Below are 25,410 nucleotides of genomic sequence, written 5' to 3' on the forward strand. Positions count from 1 at the left end.
CAGCACTGGAGCTCATGATATTCTGCGTTGGATGTGCAAGGTTTGAGGTGTCGGACAGTGGTGAGCCGCTGCTCTATGACGTGTGCGATGAGACCATGCTGCCGGATGAACTGGTTACCATCATAGACAAAAAGAAGGAAAACCCATTTAATCTCGTATATTCAAACAGCACATATACATATATAGTCATCGCTGCGGGCATGCAGGAGAGGGATGACGTTGGGGTGACTCTGGAGGAGATGTACAAGGACGACAATGCCATTTACATCAAGGGAGTTTTAAGGCAGGTGGCGACTCCGACGGATGGCGTGAAGGGGGACAATGTATCATTTCCTTATATGGTGGTCAGGATAGTGAAGATGGATCTTCCGGTTGTATTCAAGTAGAACGGTATATCATAAAAAATAAGGTGGGGAAAATATGGAGCTTACTAAGAACAGGATCACAACGACGAATCTTAAGGCGGCAAAATATGTTGAGTTTACCGTGGATGATGATTTCAATGTCCCTGATGTGAAGGGGGATATAGACAGACAGATAGCCAGCAAAGGACAGGTGACGATAGAAAACATAGACGTCATGGAGGGCAAGGCGCGCATCACAGGAACTGTGAGCTACGCCATCCTATACCAGACGGACCGGGAGGGGGATTCATTTGAGAGCCATGACGGAGAACTGCCATTTGAGGAGACGATAAATGCGGATGAACTGTCGCTGGGAGATAAGGTTTCCGTACAGGGTGTGCTGGAGGATCTGTACGTGACCGTGATAAATTCCAGAAAATACGAGGTGAGAGGGCTTGTGGGCGTGAAGCTCTGGGCGTGCCAGCAGATCACCGCAGAGGGCGCCGTGGGCATAGCAAACGGCTCTGGTATAGAGTGCATGACGGAGAAGGTAAGCTTTACAAATCTTGCGGCGTCTTCCAGAGACATAATGAAGATAAAGGAGGACATAGAGATCCCGGCAAATAAGCCGAATATCGGACGTGTGCTGTGGGATCAGGTGAACTTCTCGGAGATAGAGAGCCGTGCCACGGACGTGGGGGTACATATAAGCGGCAAGATGGACATATTTGTCATATACAAGCCGGATGACGAGGTGGCTCCGGTGCAGTATGTCAGCGCCACGAGGGAGTTCCAGGACACTGTGAACTGCGATGGAATAGACGAGGATATGATACTGGACGATATGATAACCGCATCCCGCGGTTCGGTGTCCGTGCGTGCAAATGACGGCGGTGAGGACAGGATACTCCAGGTGGAGAGCAGCCTCAATGTGGACATCAAGGTGTACGAGGACGTGGAGGCAGACCTTCTCAAGGATATGTTCTCATATTCTGCGCAGGTCGATCCCGTCAGGAGCAGATTCAGCTACGAGAACCTTCTCATGAGAAACAATGCAAAGACGAGGGTCGTGAAGAAGGAGAGGCTCAAGAGCAGCCAGCCGTCCATTCTCCAGATCGTAAATGTGACGGGCAGTGTGGATATAGACGATGTCAGGCCGGCGGATGACGCCGTGGTCGTCGAGGGTGCTGTGAAGGCGGCAGTTCTTTATGTGTCATCGGATGACAGCAGACCTCTGTGTCAGATGGAGGTGGTAGCTCCATTTTCATACAGGGTGGAGACTGTTCCGCTCAGAACTCAGGATTCCATCAGGATTACCCCTGCACTCAATCAGATCACGGCGGCGCTGCCGGGCAATGACGAGGTGGAGATAAAAGCCATAGTGGATATGGGAATGACCATATTTACCCGGAAAGAGATAGAGCTTATCGATGACATGACGGTGGCTCCGGTCGATATGAAGAAGAAAGCGGTGGCGCCAGGTATAGTGGGCTATGTTGTGCGTGACGGTGACAGCATATGGTCGATCGCAAAACAGTATTATTCCAGTCTTGATTCCATAAGAAAGCTCAACAGCCTTGAGGGGGATGACGTGAAAGCCGGTGACAGGTTGATAGTGGTCAAATGTGCGGGAAAGAATTAGCTGTTGCCCTTCCAGTGTATATCGTATTTTCCCGGTGATCTGGGATCCTGGTCGGTGACAGCGGCTTCTCTGTAATATTCTTCGTATGGAACAGGGTTGTTGGTGATTCCAAGAATGTAATCGGATGACACGTTATATAACTCGGTGAGATATATAAGGTGATGGATTGGCAGCGCGCTTGCGCCCCTTTCATAACGTGCGTACATGGTCTGTGAGGTGTTCAGATAGCGGGCAACATATTGTTGTGTAAAGTCATGATCTTCCCGCAGTCCCCGGATTCTTTCTATATACTTTTTATCCTTGCTAAATTCCATATACTGCATTCGATCACCCGCAAAAATGATAACATACGGGTTTGTGACCCTTTTAATTTTAGTAAATATGTTTACTAAACGAGATGGTAACAAAAAAGTGCAATAATAGCCGACAGCTATAATTGCACTTAAGTTTGTGTATTTCCATTAATCAGGCTTCTTTTGCCTGTTCATTGGCCTCTTTGTCGTCCTTCTCAGGGAGAAGTCTCTTGAACAGTGGAACGAGCTGTGCGGCGATGACAGCCTTAACGAGGTCGAGTGGAATGAATGCCACGAAACCTGATAAGAATGCAACCTTCCATGTGAGGTTACCGTTGAACTTCCACCAGATCATTCCCACGATATCAATGATCACGACACCTATGATCGCAACGATGGTATACTTAAGTCTCTTGTACTTTTTGCCTTTGATGAGACCGACTACGATTGATGCAATGATGAATGAGAAGGTGTATCCACCGAATACTCCGAACAGATATCCAAGGCCTGCGCCTCCGCCGATGAATACAGGAACGCCGATGGCACCCATGATCATCCAAAGTGCTATTATGATCGTTGAGTCTCTGAGCTCAAATACGAGAGCTATCAGAATTATCATAAAGTTGAGTAATGTGATGTGTGCTGCGTTAGGGAGCGGTGTTGGAATGCTCAGGTAAGCGGATGCACACAGAATTGCAGTGAACATGGCCATCATGACCAGCTCTACAGTGGTAAATGCTTTTTTCATTTGTAATAATCCTCCAATGATTGTAATGCCTGTGTACAGCTTATTCACAACAAATCCAGGTAGTTTCGACGGGCTGATGACGAATACTGCCTGGATTTGTTAACCTATACACAAGGGCTATGGTTGACATTATATATACACATGGGAGGAATGTCAACCATAAATTTTAAACACAGGTTAACATTTGCAAAACACACGTTATTGTGTAAAATACTTAATATAGAATTCGAACGATATACAGAGTGTATACACAGGAGGCGGGATATGATAAAGGTCGGAATCACGGAGATCGATATTGGATACGAGGATAAGGAGTATGCCAGGGAGCACTGTCTTGAGGTCATGCAGGAGGCATATGAGAATGGCGTTGAGCTCTTGGTGTTTCCTGAGATGACGCTGACGGGATTTACCATGATGCCCGCGCGCATGTGGGAGGCGTACAGGGATGGTGAGATACCGGAGAGCGTTTCGTTTTTCATGGAGAACAGCAGGAAATACGATATGGCCATGGTATTTGGTTATATAGAAGCTTTCATGGCAGATGGAAGCGGTGAGTTTGATGAGAGCAGAAGGAAGGTATTTGAAAATAAGCTGGCGATCGTCAGCGGTGATGAGGTGATCATGGATTACGCAAAGATACATCCTTTTTCGTTCAGCGGTGAGGACAGGGTGTACCGGGCAGGCAGCCGTATTTGTCAGGCGAATGTCAAGGATCTGAGGCTGGGCGGATACATATGCTATGATCTCAGATTCCCGGAGATATTTTCGGCGGCGAGGGATTCTTACGATGCCATACTTGTGATAGCCAACTGGCCTGAGGAGAGAGTTGCCCAGTGGGAAGCGCTGCTCAGGGCGAGGGCCATTGAGAATCAGGCATACGTGATAGGCGTGAACAGAGTGGGCATGGGTAAAAGGGAGAGATATGTCCCGAGCTCACATATATATGATGTCTACGGCAATGAGATGGCGGAGAGGGTGAGCGACAGACTGCTCGTTGCGGAGCTGGATCCTGCGGTCATAGCCGGTGCCAGAAAGACATTTCCGCAGGGCAGGGACAGGAAAAATGAATTTTACATGTCAATATTATAGAATTATTTGACTAGTGTATAAAACTGGTGTTCTCTTTGGTGCTTGTAATATTTTGTCAGATGGTTTACAATGGATAGAGGCAATGAGGAGGTAAAACTTATATGAATAAGGACGATTGCATTTTTTGTAAGATAGCCAACGGTGAGATTCCATCAGCGACAGTTTATGAGGATAGTATCTGCAGAGTAATACTTGATGTGAATCCTGCTAACAAGGGCCATGCGCTTATTATCCCGAAAGAACATTTTGACAATATATACAGCATGGATGCTGAGACAGCAGCCAAGATATTTACTATAGCTACAGAGGTGGCAAAGGCACAGAAGGCTGAGCTGAATCCGGACGGACTGAATATCCTTCAGAACAACGGCGAGGCAGCAGGTCAGACTGTATTCCACTTCCATATGCACCTTGTTCCAAGATACATCAAGGACAACGTGACTATGACCTGGATACCGGGTAAGGCTGATACAGAGGAGCTGTCAGCATTGTCTAAGGCTCTCAGAAAGAGAATCTAGACGATTGAAGATAGATATATAAGGTTTTGTGAGAAGAGCAGCACATGATGAACATAAGTCATGTGCTGTTTTTTCTGTTACGGTGTTACTGATAGAAAGAGCAGGCGGTAGGAAAGGACTGTATATGGAGTATAATGAAGAAACTGAGGAAAGAGGGCTGAGGCGGCTGTCGTCAAATGCGCTCAAGCTGACAGCCTGTGTGTGTATGGCCGTAGATCACATAGGCATAGTATTCATGGATAACAACTACATAATGCGCGCTGTGGGGCGTCTGGCATTTCCTGTATTTGCATTCCTGCTTGTACAGGGGCTTCTGCGTACATCCGACGTGAGGAGGTATCTTCTGAGACTTGGAATATTTGCGGTGGTGTCAGAGATACCATTTGATCTGGCAATGCACGATACGATCTGGTATCCGGGGGCTCAGAACATATTCTTCACCCTGACAGCCGGACTGTTTGCCATATACGCCATGGATAGCCGGGGGCCAATCGGAAGATGGAAGGTCGAGATCGTACTGGCCGCAGCACTTCTGGCGGAGTTCCTGAGATTCGACTACGGCATGGCGGGAGTGGGAATCATAGTTATGTTCTATCTGATCGAGAAGGAGCGGAGTGGAGCGGATGCTTATACTCTGGCATATTTCAATAAGAAGCAGAACATTGAGATCGTGGTGCTCAGTTCGCTGGTATACATTCTCTGCCTGGGCATGAATCAGCTATACGCTCTGCTGGCGATGATACCTGTGAATATGTACAGCGGAGAGAGAGGAAGGATGAAGCTCAAGTATTTTTTCTACCTGTTTTATCCCCTGCATTTGCTGCTTATATGGTTTATATGGAAAATAATTCATTAAGCATCATTTCCCCCAAAAATATGTTGACTAATAACTCTCAATGATATAGAGTAATGATTGCATTTATAGATATTAGAAAAACGCTCTTATTCAGAATGGTGGAGTCAGAAGGGACGAAGAAGCCATGGCAACCCCGATGTCAGATTCGGAAGGTGCCGACCTGAGCGACGCAGATATGTAGGTGATACAAGATCTGTGCTCGAACAATGAGAGGCTTGACAGACACGATCAAACCGCTCATACGAAGCGGTTTTTCTTATGTACAAAAAGGAAAGGAAGTAGTATGGAAAGAAGATTATTTACATCGGAATCAGTAACAGAAGGACATCCTGACAAAATCTGTGACCAGATATCAGATGCAGTGCTTGACGCACTGATGGAGCAGGATCCAATGAGCCGTGTGGCATGTGAGACATCCATCACGACAGGTCTTGTGCTTGTCATGGGAGAGATCACAACCAACGCTTATGTGGATATTCAGAAGATCGTTCGTGAGACGATCAGAGAGATCGGATACGACAGAGCAAAGTACGGATTTGACTGCGATACATGCGGCGTTATCACAGCCATAGACGAGCAGTCATCAGATATTGCCATGGGAGTTGACAAGGCGCTCGAGGCAAAGGAGCATCTCATGAGCGAGGATGACATCGAGGCGATCGGTGCCGGAGATCAGGGTATGATGTTCGGATTTGCAACAAATGAGACACCTGAGTACATGCCATATCCAATAGCACTTGCCCACAAGCTTGCAAGAAAGCTCACAGAGGTAAGAAAGAACGGAACACTCCCATACTTAAGACCGGACGGTAAGACACAGGTAACAGTTGAGTACGATGAGAATGACAAGCCTGTAAGACTTGATGCAGTCGTTCTCTCAACACAGCATGGAGAGGAAGTCAGCCAGGAGCAGATCCACGCTGACGTTAAGAAGTATATATTCGACGAGGTTCTTCCACAGGAGCTCATCGATGAGAATACCAAGTTCTTCATCAATCCAACAGGAAGATTCGTAATAGGTGGACCAAATGGAGACAGTGGTCTCACAGGACGTAAGATCATCGTTGACACATACGGCGGATATGCCCGTCACGGCGGCGGAGCCTTCTCAGGCAAGGATTGTACCAAGGTAGACCGTTCAGCGGCTTATGCGGCCCGCTACGTGGCTAAAAACATAGTTGCAGCAGGTCTGGCTGACAAGTGTGAGATACAGCTCTCATACGCTATCGGTGTTGCAAGACCTACATCCATCATGGTAGACACATTTGGCACAGGAAAGCTTTCAGATGAGAAGCTTGTCGAGATCATTAGAGAGCACTTTGACTTAAGACCAGCAGGTATCATCAAGATGCTTGACCTCAGAAGACCTATCTACAAGCAGACAGCAGCTTACGGACACTTCGGAAGAACAGATCTTGATCTCCCATGGGAGAAGCTGGACAAGGTGGATGTGCTGAAAGCATACTTATAAGCAGATTAAAAAAATTCAGACAAATATAAAAGCACATGTATCAGATTGAAACTGATACATGTGCTTTTTGTATATCACGTTATTCCGTGAGTATTAATCTTTGTATTTCTTTGCGGATTCAAGTGCCGCATCTATCTCGTCGAGGGATGCCTGGATCTTGCTCTCCGTACTCTCCGTATCCTCTTTGACGTCAAATACTGAATCTATAGGCTCGCTGTCATCGGCGACATCCTCAAATGCAGTGTCGTCATAGTCGTCAGTGTGGATGACATCGTCCTCATCAGGAGATACCTGATTGTCGTAATCGGAGTCTGCGTAACTCTCGTGGATAACCTCGTTGTCCCCAGGGAAGAGCGCCTTGTTGTTGATGGTGGGCACCTCGCTATTGTCGTGGTGAGGCATTCTGACGTGTTCAGCGGCTTTTGCGGAAGGCTCGGCAGCTTCTGATGTTTCATTTGCTGTGCTTTCCTTCTCCTCGTTGTCCTTCTTCAGCTTGTCTATCTGAGCCTCGTAATCAGCGATGAGACCCTTGAGTGAGACAGCAAGGATGATGATGACAACGACCAGTATCACAAGAACTATGATGGCTATGAGCATTATTACGAACTTGTGCTTGTCTATGAAGCTGGACAGCGAATCCGTCTCCTCGATGAGATCCGTTGCGTCAAGGAAAGTTCCTTCATTTGGATTGAAGAAATACCAGCCCTGGTGTCCGTCGTTTGTTGCTGCGTAGAGGAGAACGGTGTTGGAACTGCTTCCCTTCATATAAGCTCTGATGTCCGTGTCGTTCAGGTTGATCTTCACTGGAAGATATCCGGTTGGCACTGAGACTGAATTAGGCTTTGGAATGATGTTATAAGTGTTGTTGTTTGAGTGAACGCTTACAAGGGTATCTGCAGGTGCGGATGCGTTCTGATCTGCCTCTGTGAGTGTTCCTACCTCATCCTCAGTAACAACAGGCTTGGTCTCGCTGTCGATCAATGCAAGAGGTGTTGCAGGCTCGGCTTCTGAACCGGTATCGCTGACAGTAGATGAAGCTGCTTCGGTGGAAGCGGCGGCTGACTTGTCGCTGATGGTTACCGAGTTGTATGACGGTGTCATGTCTATCGACTCTTCTGTGTCGGAGATGACCTCAACTGCTGATGTCTCTATGCTGGCAGTTCCGCTTGCAATGGCGGTAAATGTAAATGTTGCTGTCATTGCATCTCCAGGCTTTACATTTGCCTGGGAGTAGCTTACGGTGCCCTCAGATTCCACGGTGCCGCCGCTCACAGCCTTGAGCAATGTGGAATCATATGTGATATTGTAGCTGTAGCTTGATAAAGCCTGATCGGCTGCGTTTATACTTACCTTGATCTCCACGGTATCGCCAACAACGACCGTGGTGGATGGAACCTCAACACTAAATGCGACTGTAGCGGCATAAGTGGTATGAAGCATGAAAAGCATCATAGTCAACACACATGCAACTTCTGTCATAAACGTTCTAAAGCTAAATCTTGTAGTCCTCATAATATTCATATACGGTTATCCACCGAGTCCTCCTTATCCTCTGTTAATTATTATGGTGTAAGTACGTGTAGCTTTACTCTGGGATTTACATACTATCTTAAATGTATTCTTTCCTGATTTCAGGGTTTTTGTTCCCTTTCCGCTCACTGTGGAGTAGCTGCTTACAGGTGAAGCGTTTATTTTCACACTTGATACAGATGAGCGCACATTTACCGTGTACTGTGTAGTGCTGTTTATTGCAAATGTAGGTGACAGCTTCTTGCCGCTTACAGAGAGTGTTTTCAGGTAGTTGTTCTGGTTGCCCGGATTAGCCGCAGGCATCTTCATTGCTGTGCTTGGCATATTCTTGTAAACAGGTATGGCAAATGTTATGGCCTTGTTGAGTGCTCCTGAAGACTTGTAGGCATCATATACCTTCCATGCCTCTGTTGTAGGGGCCTGTACATTTCCCATGTACTGATGCCAGTACAGGCAGTCTGTGTAGGTTACGTTGAACTTCTGAGTATACAGAGTGTTCTGACCCTTGTTGATGTAGGACTCTCCGATATACATCGCACCGCCGATTATTGATTTGGCAGGTGTTGTCCATGGCCTGTTGTACGATGTGCCCGATGAAGCCCATCTCAGACCGTTTGTTATAGCGTTGCCTGATGCACTCTCAAATGCACCGATATTGTAGAAGTTATATATGCCGGGATATGTGGCATTCTTACCGTTTGTTCCCGAGGTTATCGAGCCTCCGACCTCCTGCTTGATACGTGAAGCAATGTGGTAAGGGCTGACGCCGGATTTCTGCGCTGCGGTGATTATCATGGACGAATATGTGGTGGTCGAACCGGTTGGGTGCGCATTGTGCATAAACGAACCAGATAATATAGCCTCAACTCCTGACTTTGTCTGTGATGAGTCGTATGACAGCTTTTCAAATGCGAACATGGAGCTTGCGGATGACATATATGTTCTCGGATCGAGGTAATACTTTACAAGATCGTCCGAGGCTGCAAACCATGTTGAACCATCATATGATGAGTAGGAGTCTGTCTTGTAGTTGTATCCAACGGTCTGTGATCTCCAGCCGTAGTTAGGACTGTAAGATGTACAGTTTACAAGGTTGTTGACACGTCCCTGTACGTTGACCTCGTTCTTGACCACGTCGTTCCAGTTAAGGTTGGTGTGTACCGCCTTGAATATCCAGTTTGGGTGCTCCGCATGGAGCTTTCTGAGAAGCACCTTGTAGCTCTCAGGGAAGTTCTGGGCGGATAATTGCTTTTCAAATGCTGCATCCGATGTCTGGTTACCGTCAGGTTCCTTGTATGTTCCCATTGTGATGAGCGATGAGGAGATAAATCCTGTATACTTCTTGCTGCTGTATGTGAGGTTGACCTTGTACCATGACTTGTTGGATGTATCAGTCACGGAGAGTGCCTGTCCCTTCATGAGCATGATCGCGCTTCCGTTGTAGGTTATAGGTGTACCCGCTGCCGTCTGGCGGAAGTATACATAGTCTTCATTCACGTAACCGCTCTTGGCTGCCTGAGCCGCTGTGGTAGGCTGCTGTGTAGTAGCCTTGGTCGTGGCCTTTGTTGTGGCTGAAGTGGAGTCGATCACGATGAACTTGGAATATACATAACCGGTGTAGCGCTTCTTCTTATATGTAAGCTTGACTTTGTACCATGTCTTGTTGGAAGTGCTCAGTACGGTCATGCTCTGACCGCCCATGAGCATGATCGGCGATCCGTTATACTTCAGCGGCGTGCCGTTTGGCGTTTTTCGGAAATATACATAGTTTTCATTTTTTCGAAGGTGAGCCTTCTTGGAGGTTGTCCTTGTTACCTTGATAAATGCGGAGTACACATAACCGGTGTAGCTCTTCTTCTTGTATGTAAGCTTGACCTTGTACCATGTCTTGTTGGAAGTGCTCAGTACGGTCATCTTCTGACCCTTCCTTAGGAGTATGGCCGAGCCGTTATATTTTATAGGCGTGCCGTTTGGTGATTTGCGGAAATACACGTAGTCAGACGTGAGAGTTCCCGTGGTCGCGGCTTCTGCGTGATTGTTTCCCACATACAGTCCGGTCACCGCGATGCAGACGACCGCCCAAATAAGCATTACGATAGAAATAGTAGTCCGGGTTCGTTTAGTATTGATATCCATAGTAACCTCCATTTTTCATAAAACAAATCTATATATAAAATAGTATTTATGACAAAATTACATCAGTCTAAGTTTACCATAATTATTGCAAATGAGCACCATTTTTGTGAAAAAAGTTATAAAAAAGTAATAAAATTGCAATAAAAAAGCTTTTGCCGGTCAGACAAGTGCTGACCGGCAAAAGCTTTTCGCCTTATATCGTATATATTAACCTACTTTGAGCTTGAATTTCTGAATCTCTTTGTCCGTCTCTACCTTCTCGATGAGAGCACCAAGTCCGCGAAGCTTTTCGTCGAACTTCTCGTAGCCTCTCTGGATATACTTGATATCACATACAGTAGAGAAGTCGTTGGCCACAAGTGCCGCAATTACAAGTGCTGCGCCTGCTCTCAGGTCAGGTGCTGCAACATTTGCACCGGTGAATGTCTCCACACCATCGAGAATAGCGGTGTTGCCCTCGACTCTGATGTGTGCGCCCATTCTTGAAAGCTCTGCGACATACTTGAATCTGTTCTCAAATATGCTCTCGGTGACGATGCTTGTTCCGTTGGACAGTGCAAGTGTAACCGCCATCTGTGGCTGCATATCTGTCGGGAATCCCGGATATGGCAGGGTCTTGATGTTGGTAGCTTTGAGTCTCTTGTTGCACATTACTCTCACTGAATCATCGTACTCGATGACAGTGGCACCTATATCTGTAAGCTTTGAGGTTATAGCCTCAAGATGCTTAGGAATTACGTTCTTGATGAGGACGTTGCCTCTGGTGGCTGCTGCTGCAACCATGAAGGTTCCTGCCTCGATCTGATCCGGAATGATGGAATATGTAGTTCCGTGAAGTGACTTTACGCCACGGATACGGATGACATCAGTTCCGGCACCCTTGATGTTAGCACCCATACTGTTGAGGAAATTGGCAACATCAACGATATGTGGCTCCTTGGCTGCGTTCTCTATGGTAGTCTTGCCGTTTGCCATTACGGCGGCCATCATGACATTGATGGTGGCACCTACTGAGATCACATCCATGTAAATGTGGCTTCCGATCAGCTCATCAGCCTCAACGGATATCATACCGTTTGCTATATCAACGTGGGCTCCAAGTGCTTCAAAACCTTTTATGTGCAGATCTATCGGACGGGCTCCGATGTCGCATCCGCCTGGAAGAGCGACCTGTGAATGGTTATATTTGCCAAGCAGTGCGCCGAGCAGATAGTAGGATGCTCTGATCTTTCTGATATATTCGTCGTCGACACAGAGATCGGTATTCGGATTGATGGTTCCACCACATATAGCAACCGTGTGCTCGTCTATGTAACGGACCCTTGCGCCGATACCCTGAATGGCCTGAAGAAGGACTCTTGTATCTCTGACGTTCGGTACGTTTTCTATTGTGACTTCCTGGTCGGTCATGACTGCAGCGGCAAGTATTCCAAGTGCGGCATTCTTAGCACCCGCAATGGTAACTTCGCCCTCCAGAGGACGACCTCCCTTGATAACATACTGTTCCATATTTCACCTCTTAGATAATTCTCGGATTATCGCAACTTTATAGATTATAGCACATAAAACTGAAAAGTAAACAGTTACTTGTCTGCTTCACAGTATATACATCTGTAAATTCGCTTTTCTCTGTCTGTGAGTTTGAATATATGGGTTATTCCCTGCTCTGTGGTCGTAATGCATCTTGGATTGGTACATTTCTTTATTCCAACCAGTCTCTCAGGCAGTTCGATCTTACGTTTTTCAACGAGCTTGCCGTCCTTGATGATGTTGACGGATATATCCGGGTCGATATACCCCAGAACATCAAGGTTTATGTCAATATCCTGATCTATCTTAAGAATGTCCTTTCTTCCCATCTTCTCGCTTTTAACATTCTTGATTATAGCAACGGAGCAATCCAGCTTATCAAGATGAAGATCGTTGTATATCTGCAGGGCTTTGCCTGCTGTTATATGGTCAAGTACAATACCATTCTGAATACTGTCAATATTCATGATCATTCCTCCTATGCCTTAAAATCCTTGTCGAGTCCGAGAAGGTCCATGATGAGTGCCATTCGGACATATTTGCCGTTGAGTGCTTGTCGGAAATAACATGCTCTCGGATCGTCATCCACCTCAACAGATATCTCATTTACACGAGGAAGCGGGTGAAGGATCGACAGGTCAGGCCTAGCGAGAGCCAGCTTTGACTTGTCAAGAATATAGGTATCTTTCAGTCTTATGTAGTCCGCCTCGTTGAAGAAACGTTCTTTCTGGACTCTTGTCATATAGAGAACGTCCAGAGATCCGATAGCATCCTCAAGAGAGGAAATCTCCTCATATGGTATATTATTCTTTTCGATGACTTCTGTTCTTATATAATCAGGTAATTTTAATTCATCCGGTGATATGAGAATAAATTTTATGCCTTTGTATCGTGACATGGCCTTTATAAGTGAATGAACCGTACGACCAAACATAAGATCTCCGCAGAAACCTATGGTCATATTGTTTAGTCTGCCCTTCTCTCTCTTTATTGTGAGAAGATCGGCCAATGTCTGCGTAGGGTGATTGTGACCGCCGTCACCAGCATTAATAATAGGAACATCTGATTTCATGGAAGCCAGCATCGGGGCACCCTCTTTATAATGTCTCATAGCTATAATATCGGCATAACAGCTGACGATCTTGACGGTATCGCCCACACTCTCACCCTTGGTAGATGATGATGAGCTTGCTGATGAGAAACCGAGCACGTTGCCGCCCAGTTCCATCATGGCAGCCTCAAAGCTCAGCCTTGTACGTGTACTTGGCTCGAAGAACAGGGTAGCCAGCTTCTTGCCCTTGCACACCTCACTGTATTTTTCTTTGTTATCGATGATGTCCTGCGCCAGAGTGAGCAGATGATCGATCTCCTCAACTGACAGATCCATCGGGTCTATTAAATGTCTCATTTGACATGATCCTCCTTAGGTTATCAGAATGAATATTTTAAGAATTAAGAAGTGTATACATAACAGCCTTCTCAGCGTGACGTCTGTTCTCAGCCTCATCCAAAATGTGGTTGAGGTTCTTGTCGATAACGCCCTGTGAGATCTCAAATCCCTGGTGCATAGGCATGTCGTGGAATACTATAGCTTTGCTGCCCTCTGTAAATTCCTCGTTGAGCTGGTAAGGCATCATCTTGGCGAGAGTCTCTTCCTTCTGCTGCTTGTATGCAGGGTTGTTGAAAAACTCCATGTCTACCCATGTATCTGTGTAGAGGATATCCATATCCTTTGCGTACTTCTTTGCCTCCTCCATGCTCATGGTAGGATCGAGTTCAACATAGTGGCCTGTAGCCTTTGCTGCTTCAAAGAAGTCATCACCACATACAGTGTTGTTTACAAGTGGTGTGAGTCCATAGATGGTTCCTTTCTTCATCTTTGCGAAGAACTCAACAAGAGAGTTGAATACATTATTCTTGGCACCGATGTACATAAGTTTTACATCGAGACTGCCAAACTTTTCTATAATAGTGAGGGCATCTGCCAGGATCTGGCATGGATGATAAGAACTGTCACATCCGTTGATAAATGGAACAGTAACATTGTTGCCGAACAGCTCGACTGTCTCATTCTTTACAAGACGTGCCATGATGATATCTACATTCCTGCATACATACTTAATCTCTGATACAGGCTCACCGAGTGTAAAGTTGGAATCCTTCCAGAGCTGGTTGTAATATGTACCGCCGAGCTCAGTTATACCTGTTGTAAATGAAAGAAATGTTCTTGTGGAAGTCTTCTCAAAAAGAGTGTAGAGTTTCTTGCCCTCAAGAGCGTGAGCGTACTTATCAGGGTTCTTCTTCATGTCAAGTGCCAGATTGAGAATATCCATCAGCTCATCAGCTGTGAAATTCTTGAAGTTAAGCATGTTTTTCATAACAAATGTCCTCTTTTCTCTATAATTATAAATTGTTTGCAATACGGACAAACATAATCTGTGGATCCTGGCAATATATTTAGGATACGGGTGTTGAGATATGTCTGCCTGAAATTTTATTATATAGCACATGGTTTCAAAAGTAAAACAGTTTACGACATCACATAAATTATGAATGTAAATATTTGAAGATTTATGCCTGATTATAAAAAAATATAGATAATAAAATATAGATAATAAAGCAAAAAACAGCTTAATTTTTTGATTTTTATTGACAAAGATGTATAGATATGGTTTTATATATTTTATAAAATTTTTATAAAAAATTTATAATTAATCAAGGGAGGACATTTTATGATCAAACAGAGGAACATTGCTTTGTGCATAGTATTTTCAATCATTACATTTGGAATTTATGCACTGTATTGGTTCGTTTGCCTTACAAACGATGCTAATCAGGAATCTGGACAGACAGATGCAACAAGTGGTGGGGTAGCATTGTTGCTTACTATCGTTACATGTAATATCTATGGATGGTTCTGGGCATACAAGATGGGCGAGAAGATTGATGCAATAAAGACAAAGAATGGTCAGTCAGCAGGAAATTCAAGCATACTTTTCCTTCTGCTCCAGTTATGTGGACTTGGAATTGTATCATATGCTATTATGCAGGATACCATCAATAAAAATGCGTAATGAATCAAATTGCATACAAATATACATTGAAAAATGTATAGATGCAGTTGCGTACAGACAAAATGTATGAGAAAATAGTCCCGTAGACTGAGTTGTGTCTGCGGGGCTATTCTGTTATTTTTATTGCAGTTATGCAGTGGTTTACATATGAGTGGAATAATTGCAGTCATACACAAGTCCTACATAATTCAATTAAGGATTTAAGTTTAAGGAGGATTATCAATTATGATCAAACAGAGGAATATTGGAATATGTATTCTGCTTTCAATTGTGACATGCGGAATATATGGATTGTATTGGTTTGTTGTGCTAACAGACGATATCAATCAGGAGTCAGGAGAGACAGATGCAACAAGTGGTGGAATGTCGCTTTTGCTCACTATCGTTACATGTAACATCTATGGATGGTTCTGGGCATATAAGATGGGCGAGAAAGTTGATATCATAAAGAATAAGAACGGTGTACCATCAAGCAACTCAGGCATCTTATACGTCCTTCTTCAGGTATTTGGACTTGGAATTATTGCATATGCGCTTATGCAGGACACTGCAAACAAATATGCAGAGGCTATACCTCAGATGAATACAGGATATGGTCAGCAGACCTACAGTCAGCAGCCATATGGTCAGCAGGGATATGATCAGAATGCATACAACCAGCAGGGATATGGTCAGAATACATACAATCAGCAGGGATATGGTCAGCAGCCATACAGCCAGCAGGGATATGATCAGAACGCATATAACCAGCAGGCATACGGACAGCAGCCATATGGTCAGCAGGGATATGACCAGAATGCATATAACCAGAATGCATATAACCAGCAGGCATACGGACAGCAGCCATACAGCCAGCAGGGATATGATCAGAATGCATACAATCAGCAGGGATATGGTCAGCAGGCCGGTTTAGACCAGAATACATTTGGCCAGCAGTCAGATCAGAATATTAACACATCAGCAGATGCTTCAGGCAGTGATAACAGCCAGCAGTAGTCGGCGGAGACAAAGAAATACAGAGCATGGATCAGATACAGAAATCAAGAAGAAATGCGATAATTAAAAGGGATGCCATCCTCGTGGGGATAGGCATCCTCTATTATATATTCATAAGAGTGACAGGACTTGCCATACCATGTATATTCAGAAAGATAACCGGATTTTTATGCCCAGGATGCGGGATAACACGGGCTATCCTTGCGGCCGTAAAGCTGGATCTTGCAAAGGCATTTGCTTATAATCAATTTATGTTTATAGCTCTTCCGGCGTTGGCATACATAATTGTAAAAAACGATTATGTATTCGTAAGATATGGAAACAGAAAATTATCGCGATTTGACAATATACTTATATTTATATGTATTGCCGGGGCGGTGATGTTTGCCGTTCTCAGGAATGTGATGCGCTTTTGAGAGAGAGACGATGACAAGTTTATTGGCAGCGTTATAGAATGACCATCGTAACAGACTTATTTAATATCCCATCTTCTTGACAATAAATAATAAAAAGGCATATAATTTACAATTACCGAGGAGTTTTTCGGTAAAGTTGCACAAGCATTTCATTTGTGCTTGTAGTATTTTTTCAGGGAGGGTTTTTGAAATGGCAAAAAAACCGTATTATATTACAACCGCCATTGCATATGCATCAGGTAAACCTCATATAGGCAACACCTACGAGATCGTGTTGGCTGACAGCATTGCAAGGTACAAGAGATTCGCAGGTTATGATGTAAGATTCATGACAGGAACAGATGAGCATGGACAGAAGATTGAGAACAAGGCTTTTGAGAACATGCAGACCCCAAAGGAATTCGTTGATGAGACATCAGGTGAGATCAAGAGAATATGGGATCTCATGAATACTTCATATGACAAGTTTATCCGTACAACAGATGATTACCATGAGAAGCAGGTACAGAAGATATTTAAGAAGCTGTACGATCAGGGTGATATATATAAGGGACATTATGTAGGAAAATACTGTACACCATGCGAGTCGTTCTTTACAGATGGACAGCTCATAGATGGCAAGTGCCCAGACTGTGGAAGACCTGTTCAGGAGGCCAAGGAGGAGGCATACTTCTTCAAGATGAGCAAGTATCAGGACAAGCTCATGAAGCATATAGAGCAGCATCCTGAGTTTATACAGCCTGAGTCAAGACGTAACGAGATGGTTAACAACTTCCTTAAGCCGGGACTTCAGGATCTGTGTGTTTCAAGAACATCATTCAAGTGGGGAATTCCGGTAGACTTTGATCCAAAACATGTTGTATATGTATGGGTTGATGCGCTTTCAAACTACATAACTGGACTTGGATATGACGTAGATGGAAAGAGCGATGAGAAGTTTTATAAATACTGGCCGGCAGATCTTCACTTGATCGGCAAGGATATCCTGAGATTCCATACCATTTACTGGCCTATCATGCTGATGGCACTCGGACTTCCGCTTCCAAAGCAGGTATTCGGTCATCCTTGGCTCCTCCAGAGTGATGGCAAGATGAGTAAGTCGAAGGGCAACGTAATGTACGCTGACGATATGGTCAATATATTTGGCGTGGATGCTGTCAGATTCTTTGTTCTTCACGAGATGCCATTTGAGAATGATGGAGTTATCTCATGGGAGCTCATGGTTGAGAGACTCAACTCAGAGCTTGCAAATACACTTGGAAATCTGGTCAATAGAACCATATCGATGTCAAACAAGTATTTCGGTGGCATTGTGACAAATACCAACGTCACAGAGCCTGTCGATGAGGATCTTAAGAAGGTCGTTATGGACTGCAGATACAAGGTTGCAGAGTGCATGGATAAGCTCAAGGTTGCAGATGCGATCACAGAGATATTTGCACTGTTCAAGAGATGCAACAAGTACATAGATGAGACAATGCCTTGGGCACTCGCAAAGGAGGAGGACAAGAAGGACAGACTGAACACAGTTCTGTACAACCTTGTCGAGAGCATCGTTATAGGTGCAACACTCCTTGAGCCATATATGCCTGAGACAACTGAGAAGATCATGGCACAGCTCAATACCGAGAAGAGAAAGGTCACAGAGCTTGGAAAGTTTGGTCTGTACAAGTCAGGAACAAAGGTAACAGAGCAGCCTGAGATCCTATTCGCACGTCTTGACGTGAAGGAAGTTATGGCTAAGGTTGCCGAGTTCGCTCCAGTGGAGAAGGAGTCCATGTACGAGCAGGCCAAGAAGCAGAAGGAAGAGAAGGAGAATTCTGCTGAGACCAAGAAGATCAAGATAGCTGAGGCGAAGGTCCAGGCACTCAAGGCCAATCCTGATGTAGTTGACAAGCAGGAGATAAGCATTGAGGAGTTCCAGAAGATGCAGCTCATGATCGGCGAGATTGTTGCATGTGAGGAGGTTCCTAATTCAAGAAAGCTTCTCTGCTCACAGGTAAGCTTTGGCAAGAACAATGTGAAGCAGATTGTGTCCGGAATCAAGGGTACATATTCCGCTGAGGATATGGTTGGCAAGAAGGTTGTGGCTATAGTAAACCTCAAGCCATGCAAGCTTGCCGGAGTCGTATCAGAGGGTATGCTTCTGTGCGCAGAGGATCCTGAGGGTAATCTGTCACTCCTGACCACCGAGAAGGACTTCCCAGGTGGATGCTTTATAAGCTAAGATATAAAATAGTGGATATAATGAGGGAAGCATCACAGGCTGGGCACACGGCCGGGATCCGTGGTGTTTCCCTGTTTTTATTTATAAAGCTGAAGTAAATTTTATGTTACAAAGATTATACGCAGAGGCCTTTCTGCATTGATTTATTAGATGTTTCATGATAGAATTTTGCTAGGTGCACGGACAGGAGGAGTGTGCCTTTGGAAAGATTTAGAAATCTTAGCGCCATGACCCCTGGGCTTTGGCTTTCAGGGATAACGAGGTTGAAGGTTATCGAATATTCGGCGGATGCCTTCACGCAGAGTCTGGATGCGCACATGATATCCAAATATGGGGGTAACTCCAAAACAAAGAATCATGACTAGACACCCATAGCTGTTATGTATGGTGGCTTCACCTTTTTTAAGTGCGCCATATTATAATATTATCAGTATACAGCGTGGTTATAAGCCGAAAGGAGATTAATTTAATATGTGTGGAATCATAGGATATGTAGGAAAGAAACCAGCCAAGGACATTCTTATTGACGGACTGGCAAAGCTCGAGTACAGGGGATATGACAGTGCGGGAATAGCACTGCTTAATGATGATGATACACTGACGATCAAGAAGAAAGCCGGCAGAGTGGAAGACCTCAGGGAGATGTGCAGCGACGACAGTCCTGTGTACAGATCAACCTGTGGAATAGGCCATACGAGATGGGCTACTCACGGCGGAGTTACGGATGTGAATGCACATCCACATAGGTGCGGAGATGTGGCACTTATACATAATGGAATTATAGAGAACTATAACGACATTGTGAGAGAATACGGACTGGCCGACAGGCTGGTATCTGAGACGGACACAGAGGTAGTAGCAGCACTTCTGGACACACTGTACGATGGCAATCCCATCGAGACTATCAGAAAGGCTGTTAAGGCTATAGCCGGTTCATTTGCACTCTGCATTATGTTTGCAGACAGACCGGGCAAGATATACGCAGTGAGAAATGTAAGTCCGATGATCGCTTCATACACAGATGAGGGATCGATCATTGCATCAGACCTCACAGCGATAATATCATTTTCAAAGGAATACTTTGTTGTGCCGGAGTATCATATACTGACACTCTCAAGCACAGGCATCAAAGTAGAAGACATGAAGGGGAACATGGTAGAGCCGGAGATGCTCAAGATAACATGGGACATAACGGCAGCTCAGAAGGGTGGATATCCGCACTTTATGCTGAAGGAGATCTATGAGCAGCCAGAGGCACTGAGAAACACGATAACTCCTCGTATAGTGAATGAGCTTCCTGATTTCACTGAGGACGGCATCGATGATGAGGTGTTTAAGAATCTTGAGAACATCACAGTGGTTGCATGCGGAACAGCTATGCACGCCGGAATAGTCGGCAAGGCCATGATTGAGAAGGAGTTAAAGATTCCTGTTAATGTTGAGATAGCATCAGAATTCAGATACAAGGAACCACTCATAAATGAAAAGACTCTCGTAATAGTTACATCACAGTCAGGAGAGACTATTGACACACTCGAGGCACTCAGACTTGCCAAGAGATGTGGATCAAAGGTTCTGTCCATAGTCAATGTAAAGGGATCGACCATCGCCAGAGAGAGCGATTACGTCCTTTATACACATGCCGGTCCTGAGATCGCAGTTGCAAGTACCAAGGCATATTCGGTACAGATGGCTGCAATGTATCTCATTGGATGCAGACTTGGCTATGTCAAGGGTATATACTCTGAGGACAGGGCAAAGGCATTCATCAGACAGCTTCAGGGCGTTATCCCGGTGATAGAGGAGACACTCAAGCAGGCAGATGAAGTAAAGACAGTTGCAAACTATATAAAGATGGCTCCGGATGCATTCTTCATAGGAAGAGGACTGGATTATACACTGTCACTGGAAGGTGCACTGAAGCTGAAAGAGATTTCTTATGTTCACGCTGAGGCTTATGCGGCAGGGGAGTTAAAACATGGAACGATAGCACTCATAACTGAGAACGTTCCGGTCATAGCTTTGGCTACACAGGAATCTGTATACGGAAAGATGATTTCCAATATACGCGAGGTTAAGGCAAGAGGCGCATACGTCATTCTTGTCAGCATGGATGAAGAGTACAATGATAAAGATGTATGTGACAAACACATATCCATACCAAAGCAGGATGGATTGTTCACGGTATTTTCGGCTGCTGTCATCCTGCAGCTTATAGCGTATTACACGTCCGATGCAAAGGGGTTGGACGTAGATAAGCCACGTAATCTGGCAAAGTCAGTTACAGTAGAATAATTGACTCCGGGACTTACATGGATATCGTGCGATAAATATCGGAGGGTTTTATATGAGTGATAAGATGTATTTGTGTGATGAGTACAAATTGTACTTTAAGATTGAAGACGATGTAGAGGTTCTTCACAATGAGGTAGAGCTGTACAATGCTCAGTTTGTGGGCAATAATGCGTTCTGCCATGAGGAATATATAGATGGTCAGAGAGCTCTGACATATTCTATTCCAGCCATGACTACCATGAATCAGTTCCTTGAGAAGAAGATACACAAGGATGAGCTGGTTGATCTGATATTCAGTATTGCAGATCAGCTCATGTATCTCAAGGCGAATGATCTGTCCATTGGAAAGGTTATACTGAATAAGGGATATATGTATATAGACTTCCAGAATATGGCTGTTCAGCTCATATTCCTGCCTATAGATAAGCCTATGGACAGATGTAATATGGAGAAGTTTATAAGGGATCTTATGGGCAATATGAAGTTTGCGAATAAGAAGGCATCCGATGCCGGATATGAGCTTATCAAATACTTTGATCACAATCCTACATTTTATCTGTCAGAATTTTATAAGTTTATAACAGACCTGAAGAATGACAATATAGCACATCCTGAGGATGAGCAGGAGCTTATGAAGTCAGCGGGAGTCAGCCCGGTCAATGTGGCTAAGGTAGAGGTTCCTGAGACTCCTCATGTTACAACTTCTTCATTCAAGCTTGCAAAGGAAGTTAAGGATTTCTCATCAAATGATATTGGATTTGATGACAACGATGACGGTTCGACAACAGTTCTCACAGCCAACAACCGTGGCAAGAGCGGCCCTGTCATCATAAGAACCAGAACAGGTGAGAGGATAAGGATTGACAAGCCGATATTCTGTATCGGTAAGTCTACACAGGGAGTTGACTATCAGGTAACTGACAACAATTCAGTCAGCCGCCGCCATGCTTACATTATCAATGTCAACGGCGTGTACTATCTGAGAGATAACAAGTCGACCAACCACACTTACCTTGGTGGCAAGATCATAAGCAGCGGAACGGATATGATGCTCATAGATGGTATCAGATTCAAGCTTGCGAACGAGGAGTTCACCTTCAAGGAGAAATAAAATAGTATATTATACTGGATAAGGAGACTTGTTTATTATTATAATGAGTCTCCTTATTTTATAATAAATCCCCTGCATAGGCGCGCCGGAGTACATGTGGGTAAAGGGGTAATATAAATAGAATGTGAAAAAAGGGGGAGTATCAAAGATTATGAAAAGAAAAGGAAGCTTATCGGGAAGGACACTGTGTAAAAAAGCAGCAACAGTGGTAATGTGTGCAGTGCTGATGCTGACGGCAGGTATTCAGACGACAGGTATTCAGACTGTTAAGGCCAGTACCCTTGACCAGCAGATAGAAGAGGCTCAGAGTGGGTTGGAACAGGTGAAGAAAGATCAGAGTGAAGTGATGACCGTATATGATCAGGGCTCTATAGGTTTTGTAGACTGGATGCTTGCGAAAAGCAACCTGACAACAAAACAGAAATATGATCTGAATCGGGCCAAGACTGTCCTGCAGGAGGCATGTGAGGAAGATTTCTCCAAGTGGGCGGGAGGAAATAATACAGGTCTTCCGGAATCGAGAAATAACAAGGTTGTTGTTACCGGAGATAAGAAAGACGCCATATCGCTTGAAAACACAAAGGCGACATTTGCGGTATTGAATAAAATTAATTCGTTAAGGGACACAGACGAAAACTATGTCGGGGCAATGAAGAGGAATGCGGCTAAGACTAATTTCTATTTTATGGCGGTGGCACAGTCAGGCGCGGACAGAGGTGCAGGACTCACAAATCATTCACTTCTTCAGGTGTCATGTGAGAATCTGGCGTTTGGATATACTGATCCGGCGGCAGGATGGAACAGTGAGAAGGCATCTTTTAACAAGATAAGGGATGAGCTGGGATATTCATCCATAACTTCGCAGAGTCAGCTTACAGCTGTTGAACAAAAGGCGGATTCGGAGGGAGTCACGGTTGGACATTATACCAATATGTTCTGGGCAGCAGATCAGGTGATGGGAGTCGGATTCACACTCTATGGCAGGTATGGCAATACTTCATGCTTCAATGCAAGCAAGCTTTCAAACTATACTAGCAAATATGAGGTGTACACAATAGCTGAATTTGAGAAGCTGTTTGATGAATATTATGAGACTGTAGATCCGGAGAAGTGGCAGAAAAAGGTGGATGCAGCGCAGGCCAAGCTGGATAAGCTGCTTGGACAGCGGTATGATGCATGCACGGAGCATGTGTATGGTGAAGGTGTGAAAAAAGAGGCCACATGTACAGAGACAGGTGGAACAGTATACACATGCGCTAAATGTGGCTACAAAAAGATAGAGGATGAGGTTCCGGCTCTTGGGCATAGCTTTACAGATGGCGTATGTACGAGATGTAAAGTAACAGGACCAAAGACGATGTACGTGTACTGGAGATTATCGGAAACTGCTTCATCAGCCACATATGATCAGGAGTTCGAAGTAGGAAAGGATATAGAGACATACATATCTTTCTCGACGGCATCAGATAGCAAATCCGATGACAAATTCGTGTTTGATATAGCAGACCCGTCTATTATTTCGTATACCCCTTCGTCTAACTATGCTGGAACATTCCATATGAATAAGATAGGTGAGACGACGGTTACTGTATATCCGGTCGTGAATCCGGATATGAAGAGGGTAATCACTGTGTCGGTAACAGATGTGGGTGGTCATGACTATGTAATAAGTCAGGCAGAACCGGGATCTGGAGAGACAGAAAAAATTTGTTCAAAGTGCGGGACGACAAAAACGGTGACAATCCCGACGGCGATAACACGTACTGTATGGTGGAGTGATAGTAATGGATATTACAAGCCTGCTGATGTGGAAGTAGGTGATGAGATCAATCTGGAAGTAGATTATGCACCAACGAAGGTCGACAACTCTGAGTTTATAGTTACATCATCGGATGAAGGTATTGTAAAAGTGAGTGATCCGGAATCTTCTTATAGAAGATATGATGCTAAGCTTACGGCGGTCGGAACAGGTGATGTAACCATAAGAATAGTTCATAAATATGACAGCTCAATTTGTCAGGAATACACGTTCAATGTGGCAGATCAGGGGGGACATGAGTATGTCATATCAGAGGCAGATGAGGGTAAAAGCCAGACAGTAGAGACGTGTTCAAAGTGCGGATATGAGAAGATCGTGTCACTTCCTACCAGTATCAGATATGTGTATTGGCAGGAGAAGGACAGCGATAACAGGACTACTTCACCAAGTGAGTATGAAATTGGAGCGGAACTGAGTATAAATATAATGGATTGGCCAACGAGAGCGGACATACATGAGTATGCGGTTACATCGTCGGATGAGACTGTTGTAAAGGTGAATGAAGTGTCTAGGACTGCGGCATCACTTTCGGCAATCGGCAACGGCGTTGTAACGATTACGGTTGCCAGTAAATATAATCCGTGGGTGAAGGCTGAGTATGAACTTGATATAACAGAGATAGGCGGACATTCATACACTGCGGAAATAGTAAATGATGAAACTCTTGCACAGGCTGCGACCTGTACAACTGCTGCGAAATATTATTATTCCTGTGATAACTGTGGAAGAGTGAATCGCAAAAAGACATTTACACACGGGGATAGCCTGGGACATGATTACGCCCCAAAGTATGAGTGGTCAGCAAATGGCAACACTTGCAAGCTGGTTCTCACCTGTACCAGAGATTCGAGTCATGTGATCAGTGAACCGATGACTGTAACAAGCAAGATAACGCAGGCATCCTGCGAGAACGATGGTGCAAAGGTGTGTACAGCAAAATGCACGCTGAATGGCAAGAGTTATCAGAGTACCAAGAAGATAGCCATTGGTGCATTGGGACATAGATGGGATTCAGGCGTGGTTAAGAAAAAAGCTTTGTGTGCAGCAGAAGGTCTGATCAGATACACATGTGAGCGATGCCAAAAGACAAAGGATGAGAAGACAGAGCCACTCGGACATACCCAGGGAAAGGCTGTGTATGAGAATGTAAATCTGGCTACATGTCAGGCTGAAGGCAGCCGAGACAAGGTTATATACTGCACCGTGTGCAAGGCAGAACTCAGCAGGACTACTGAGATTCTTCCAAAGACAGACCATGATAGAACGCTTGTAGGAGAGAAGAAAGCTACCTGTATGGGCGGCGGATATACAGGAG

Annotated in this window: 22 protein-coding genes and 1 riboswitch; of the genes, 14 read left to right on the forward strand and 8 right to left on the reverse strand. The window is 44.7% G+C overall.

Annotation, left to right across the window (positions count from 1 at the left end):
* A partial coding sequence (locus AB5150_RS09545; RefSeq protein WP_368291743.1) for a protease complex subunit PrcB family protein occupies positions 1–386 on the forward strand: 386 nt, incomplete at its 5' end.
* 34 nt (positions 387–420) lie between these two features.
* Entirely contained in the window at positions 421–1,986 is a 1,566-nt protein-coding gene (locus AB5150_RS09550) for an SPOCS domain-containing protein (RefSeq protein WP_015534322.1), read from the forward strand.
* On the opposite strand, the gene AB5150_RS09555 is transcribed toward AB5150_RS09550, so the two are convergent.
* Positions 1,983–2,300, reverse strand: coding sequence for a helix-turn-helix transcriptional regulator (locus AB5150_RS09555; protein WP_308936787.1), 318 nt, complete (start codon positions 2,298–2,300; stop codon positions 1,983–1,985). The two genes, AB5150_RS09550 and AB5150_RS09555, sit on opposite strands and share 4 nt — an antisense overlap.
* A gap of 151 nt (positions 2,301–2,451) precedes the next feature.
* Positions 2,452–3,027 carry a biotin transporter BioY gene (locus AB5150_RS09560; RefSeq protein ID WP_015534320.1) on the reverse strand — a complete coding sequence of 192 codons (576 nt, stop codon included), beginning with the start codon at positions 3,025–3,027 and terminating at the stop codon, positions 2,452–2,454.
* Positions 3,028–3,291: 264 nt separating this feature from the next.
* Between AB5150_RS09560 and AB5150_RS09565 the strand changes: the two genes are divergently transcribed.
* From AB5150_RS09565 to metK, 4 genes are all read left to right on the forward strand, one after another.
* The gene (locus AB5150_RS09565; protein ID WP_022217478.1) at positions 3,292–4,116 is read left to right on the forward strand and encodes a nitrilase-related carbon-nitrogen hydrolase; all 825 of its coding nucleotides are present in this window, start codon (positions 3,292–3,294) and stop codon (positions 4,114–4,116) included.
* A gap of 101 nt (positions 4,117–4,217) precedes the next feature.
* Positions 4,218–4,634 carry an HIT family protein gene (locus tag AB5150_RS09570; RefSeq protein WP_015534318.1) on the forward strand — a complete coding sequence of 139 codons (417 nt, stop codon included), beginning with the start codon at positions 4,218–4,220 and terminating at the stop codon, positions 4,632–4,634.
* 124 nt (positions 4,635–4,758) lie between these two features.
* Positions 4,759–5,490, forward strand: a complete 732-nt coding sequence (locus AB5150_RS09575; protein WP_117875339.1) for a TraX family protein — start codon at positions 4,759–4,761, stop codon at positions 5,488–5,490.
* Positions 5,491–5,573: 83 nt separating this feature from the next.
* Positions 5,574–5,703: riboswitch (SAM riboswitch) on the forward strand.
* A 70-nt stretch (positions 5,704–5,773) separates the two neighbouring features.
* Positions 5,774–6,961 (forward strand): methionine adenosyltransferase, encoded by a 1,188-nt coding sequence (metK, locus tag AB5150_RS09580; RefSeq protein ID WP_022217499.1) that lies wholly within the window; start codon positions 5,774–5,776, stop codon positions 6,959–6,961.
* Positions 6,962–7,054: 93 nt separating this feature from the next.
* On the opposite strand, the gene AB5150_RS09585 is transcribed toward metK, so the two are convergent.
* The 6 genes from AB5150_RS09585 to AB5150_RS09610 form a co-directional block, all read right to left on the reverse strand.
* Positions 7,055–8,482 carry a cohesin domain-containing protein gene (locus tag AB5150_RS09585; protein ID WP_368291744.1) on the reverse strand — a complete coding sequence of 476 codons (1,428 nt, stop codon included), beginning with the start codon at positions 8,480–8,482 and terminating at the stop codon, positions 7,055–7,057.
* Positions 8,483–8,506: 24 nt separating this feature from the next.
* Complete coding sequence (locus AB5150_RS09590) at positions 8,507–10,627, reverse strand: cadherin-like beta sandwich domain-containing protein (protein WP_022217501.1); 2,121 nt, start codon at positions 10,625–10,627, stop codon at positions 8,507–8,509.
* Positions 10,628–10,834: 207 nt separating this feature from the next.
* Complete coding sequence (locus AB5150_RS09595) at positions 10,835–12,136, reverse strand: UDP-N-acetylglucosamine 1-carboxyvinyltransferase (RefSeq protein ID WP_015534313.1); 1,302 nt, start codon at positions 12,134–12,136, stop codon at positions 10,835–10,837.
* 74 nt (positions 12,137–12,210) lie between these two features.
* A complete protein-coding gene (locus AB5150_RS09600; protein ID WP_015534312.1) occupies positions 12,211–12,624 on the reverse strand; it encodes an aspartate carbamoyltransferase regulatory subunit in 414 nt (137 codons plus the stop codon).
* 11 nt (positions 12,625–12,635) lie between these two features.
* On the reverse strand, positions 12,636–13,565 hold the full coding sequence (pyrB, locus tag AB5150_RS09605; protein WP_055280331.1) for an aspartate carbamoyltransferase: 930 nt from the start codon (positions 13,563–13,565) through the stop codon (positions 12,636–12,638).
* A 37-nt stretch (positions 13,566–13,602) separates the two neighbouring features.
* A complete protein-coding gene (locus AB5150_RS09610) occupies positions 13,603–14,535 on the reverse strand; it encodes an ornithine carbamoyltransferase (RefSeq protein ID WP_022217503.1) in 933 nt (310 codons plus the stop codon).
* Between the two features lie 354 nt (positions 14,536–14,889).
* Here AB5150_RS09610 and AB5150_RS09615 point away from each other — a divergent pair, with 354 nt between their 5' ends.
* The 8 genes from AB5150_RS09615 to AB5150_RS09650 form a co-directional block, all read left to right on the forward strand.
* Positions 14,890–15,231, forward strand: coding sequence for a DUF4234 domain-containing protein (locus AB5150_RS09615; protein WP_004852487.1), 342 nt, complete (start codon positions 14,890–14,892; stop codon positions 15,229–15,231).
* Positions 15,232–15,456: 225 nt separating this feature from the next.
* Positions 15,457–16,227 (forward strand): DUF4234 domain-containing protein, encoded by a 771-nt coding sequence (locus AB5150_RS09620; RefSeq protein ID WP_117875068.1) that lies wholly within the window; start codon positions 15,457–15,459, stop codon positions 16,225–16,227.
* A gap of 26 nt (positions 16,228–16,253) precedes the next feature.
* A complete protein-coding gene (locus AB5150_RS09625; protein WP_055280330.1) occupies positions 16,254–16,643 on the forward strand; it encodes a DUF2752 domain-containing protein in 390 nt (129 codons plus the stop codon).
* A gap of 190 nt (positions 16,644–16,833) precedes the next feature.
* A complete protein-coding gene (gene metG, locus AB5150_RS09630; RefSeq protein ID WP_022217505.1) occupies positions 16,834–18,870 on the forward strand; it encodes a methionine--tRNA ligase in 2,037 nt (678 codons plus the stop codon).
* A gap of 200 nt (positions 18,871–19,070) precedes the next feature.
* On the forward strand, positions 19,071–19,235 hold the full coding sequence (locus AB5150_RS09635) for a hypothetical protein (protein WP_156337921.1): 165 nt from the start codon (positions 19,071–19,073) through the stop codon (positions 19,233–19,235).
* 106 nt (positions 19,236–19,341) lie between these two features.
* Positions 19,342–21,165 (forward strand): glutamine--fructose-6-phosphate transaminase (isomerizing), encoded by a 1,824-nt coding sequence (gene glmS / locus AB5150_RS09640; RefSeq protein WP_022217506.1) that lies wholly within the window; start codon positions 19,342–19,344, stop codon positions 21,163–21,165.
* 52 nt (positions 21,166–21,217) lie between these two features.
* Positions 21,218–22,276 carry a DUF6382 domain-containing protein gene (locus tag AB5150_RS09645; RefSeq protein WP_015534306.1) on the forward strand — a complete coding sequence of 353 codons (1,059 nt, stop codon included), beginning with the start codon at positions 21,218–21,220 and terminating at the stop codon, positions 22,274–22,276.
* Positions 22,277–22,427: 151 nt separating this feature from the next.
* Positions 22,428–25,410, forward strand: a 2,983-nt coding sequence (locus AB5150_RS09650) for a hypothetical protein (RefSeq protein WP_368291746.1), incomplete at its 3' end; no start/stop codon positions are given.

The organism is Coprococcus sp. RTP21281st1_F1_RTP21281_210402 (assembly GCF_040915325.1).
Lineage (GTDB): Bacteria > Bacillota > Clostridia > Lachnospirales > Lachnospiraceae > Coprococcus > Coprococcus aceti.

Coding starts and splice junctions, on each gene's coding strand:
- glmS (WP_022217506.1), top strand. CDS start 19,342: ATGTGTGGAATCATAGGATATGTAGGAAAGAAACCAGCCAAGGACATT.
- AB5150_RS09615 (WP_004852487.1), top strand. CDS start 14,890: ATGATCAAACAGAGGAACATTGCTTTGTGCATAGTATTTTCAATCATT.
- metG (WP_022217505.1), top strand. CDS start 16,834: ATGGCAAAAAAACCGTATTATATTACAACCGCCATTGCATATGCATCA.
- AB5150_RS09550 (WP_015534322.1), top strand. CDS start 421: ATGGAGCTTACTAAGAACAGGATCACAACGACGAATCTTAAGGCGGCA.
- pyrB (WP_055280331.1), bottom strand. CDS start 13,565: ATGAGACATTTAATAGACCCGATGGATCTGTCAGTTGAGGAGATCGAT.
- AB5150_RS09575 (WP_117875339.1), top strand. CDS start 4,759: ATGGAGTATAATGAAGAAACTGAGGAAAGAGGGCTGAGGCGGCTGTCG.
- AB5150_RS09620 (WP_117875068.1), top strand. CDS start 15,457: ATGATCAAACAGAGGAATATTGGAATATGTATTCTGCTTTCAATTGTG.
- AB5150_RS09595 (WP_015534313.1), bottom strand. CDS start 12,136: ATGGAACAGTATGTTATCAAGGGAGGTCGTCCTCTGGAGGGCGAAGTT.
- metK (WP_022217499.1), top strand. CDS start 5,774: ATGGAAAGAAGATTATTTACATCGGAATCAGTAACAGAAGGACATCCT.
- AB5150_RS09565 (WP_022217478.1), top strand. CDS start 3,292: ATGATAAAGGTCGGAATCACGGAGATCGATATTGGATACGAGGATAAG.
- AB5150_RS09570 (WP_015534318.1), top strand. CDS start 4,218: ATGAATAAGGACGATTGCATTTTTTGTAAGATAGCCAACGGTGAGATT.
- AB5150_RS09555 (WP_308936787.1), bottom strand. CDS start 2,300: ATGGAATTTAGCAAGGATAAAAAGTATATAGAAAGAATCCGGGGACTG.
- AB5150_RS09625 (WP_055280330.1), top strand. CDS start 16,254: ATGGATCAGATACAGAAATCAAGAAGAAATGCGATAATTAAAAGGGAT.
- AB5150_RS09560 (WP_015534320.1), bottom strand. CDS start 3,027: ATGAAAAAAGCATTTACCACTGTAGAGCTGGTCATGATGGCCATGTTC.
- AB5150_RS09645 (WP_015534306.1), top strand. CDS start 21,218: ATGAGTGATAAGATGTATTTGTGTGATGAGTACAAATTGTACTTTAAG.
- AB5150_RS09590 (WP_022217501.1), bottom strand. CDS start 10,627: ATGGATATCAATACTAAACGAACCCGGACTACTATTTCTATCGTAATG.
- AB5150_RS09600 (WP_015534312.1), bottom strand. CDS start 12,624: ATGAATATTGACAGTATTCAGAATGGTATTGTACTTGACCATATAACA.
- AB5150_RS09585 (WP_368291744.1), bottom strand. CDS start 8,482: ATGAATATTATGAGGACTACAAGATTTAGCTTTAGAACGTTTATGACA.
- AB5150_RS09610 (WP_022217503.1), bottom strand. CDS start 14,535: ATGAAAAACATGCTTAACTTCAAGAATTTCACAGCTGATGAGCTGATG.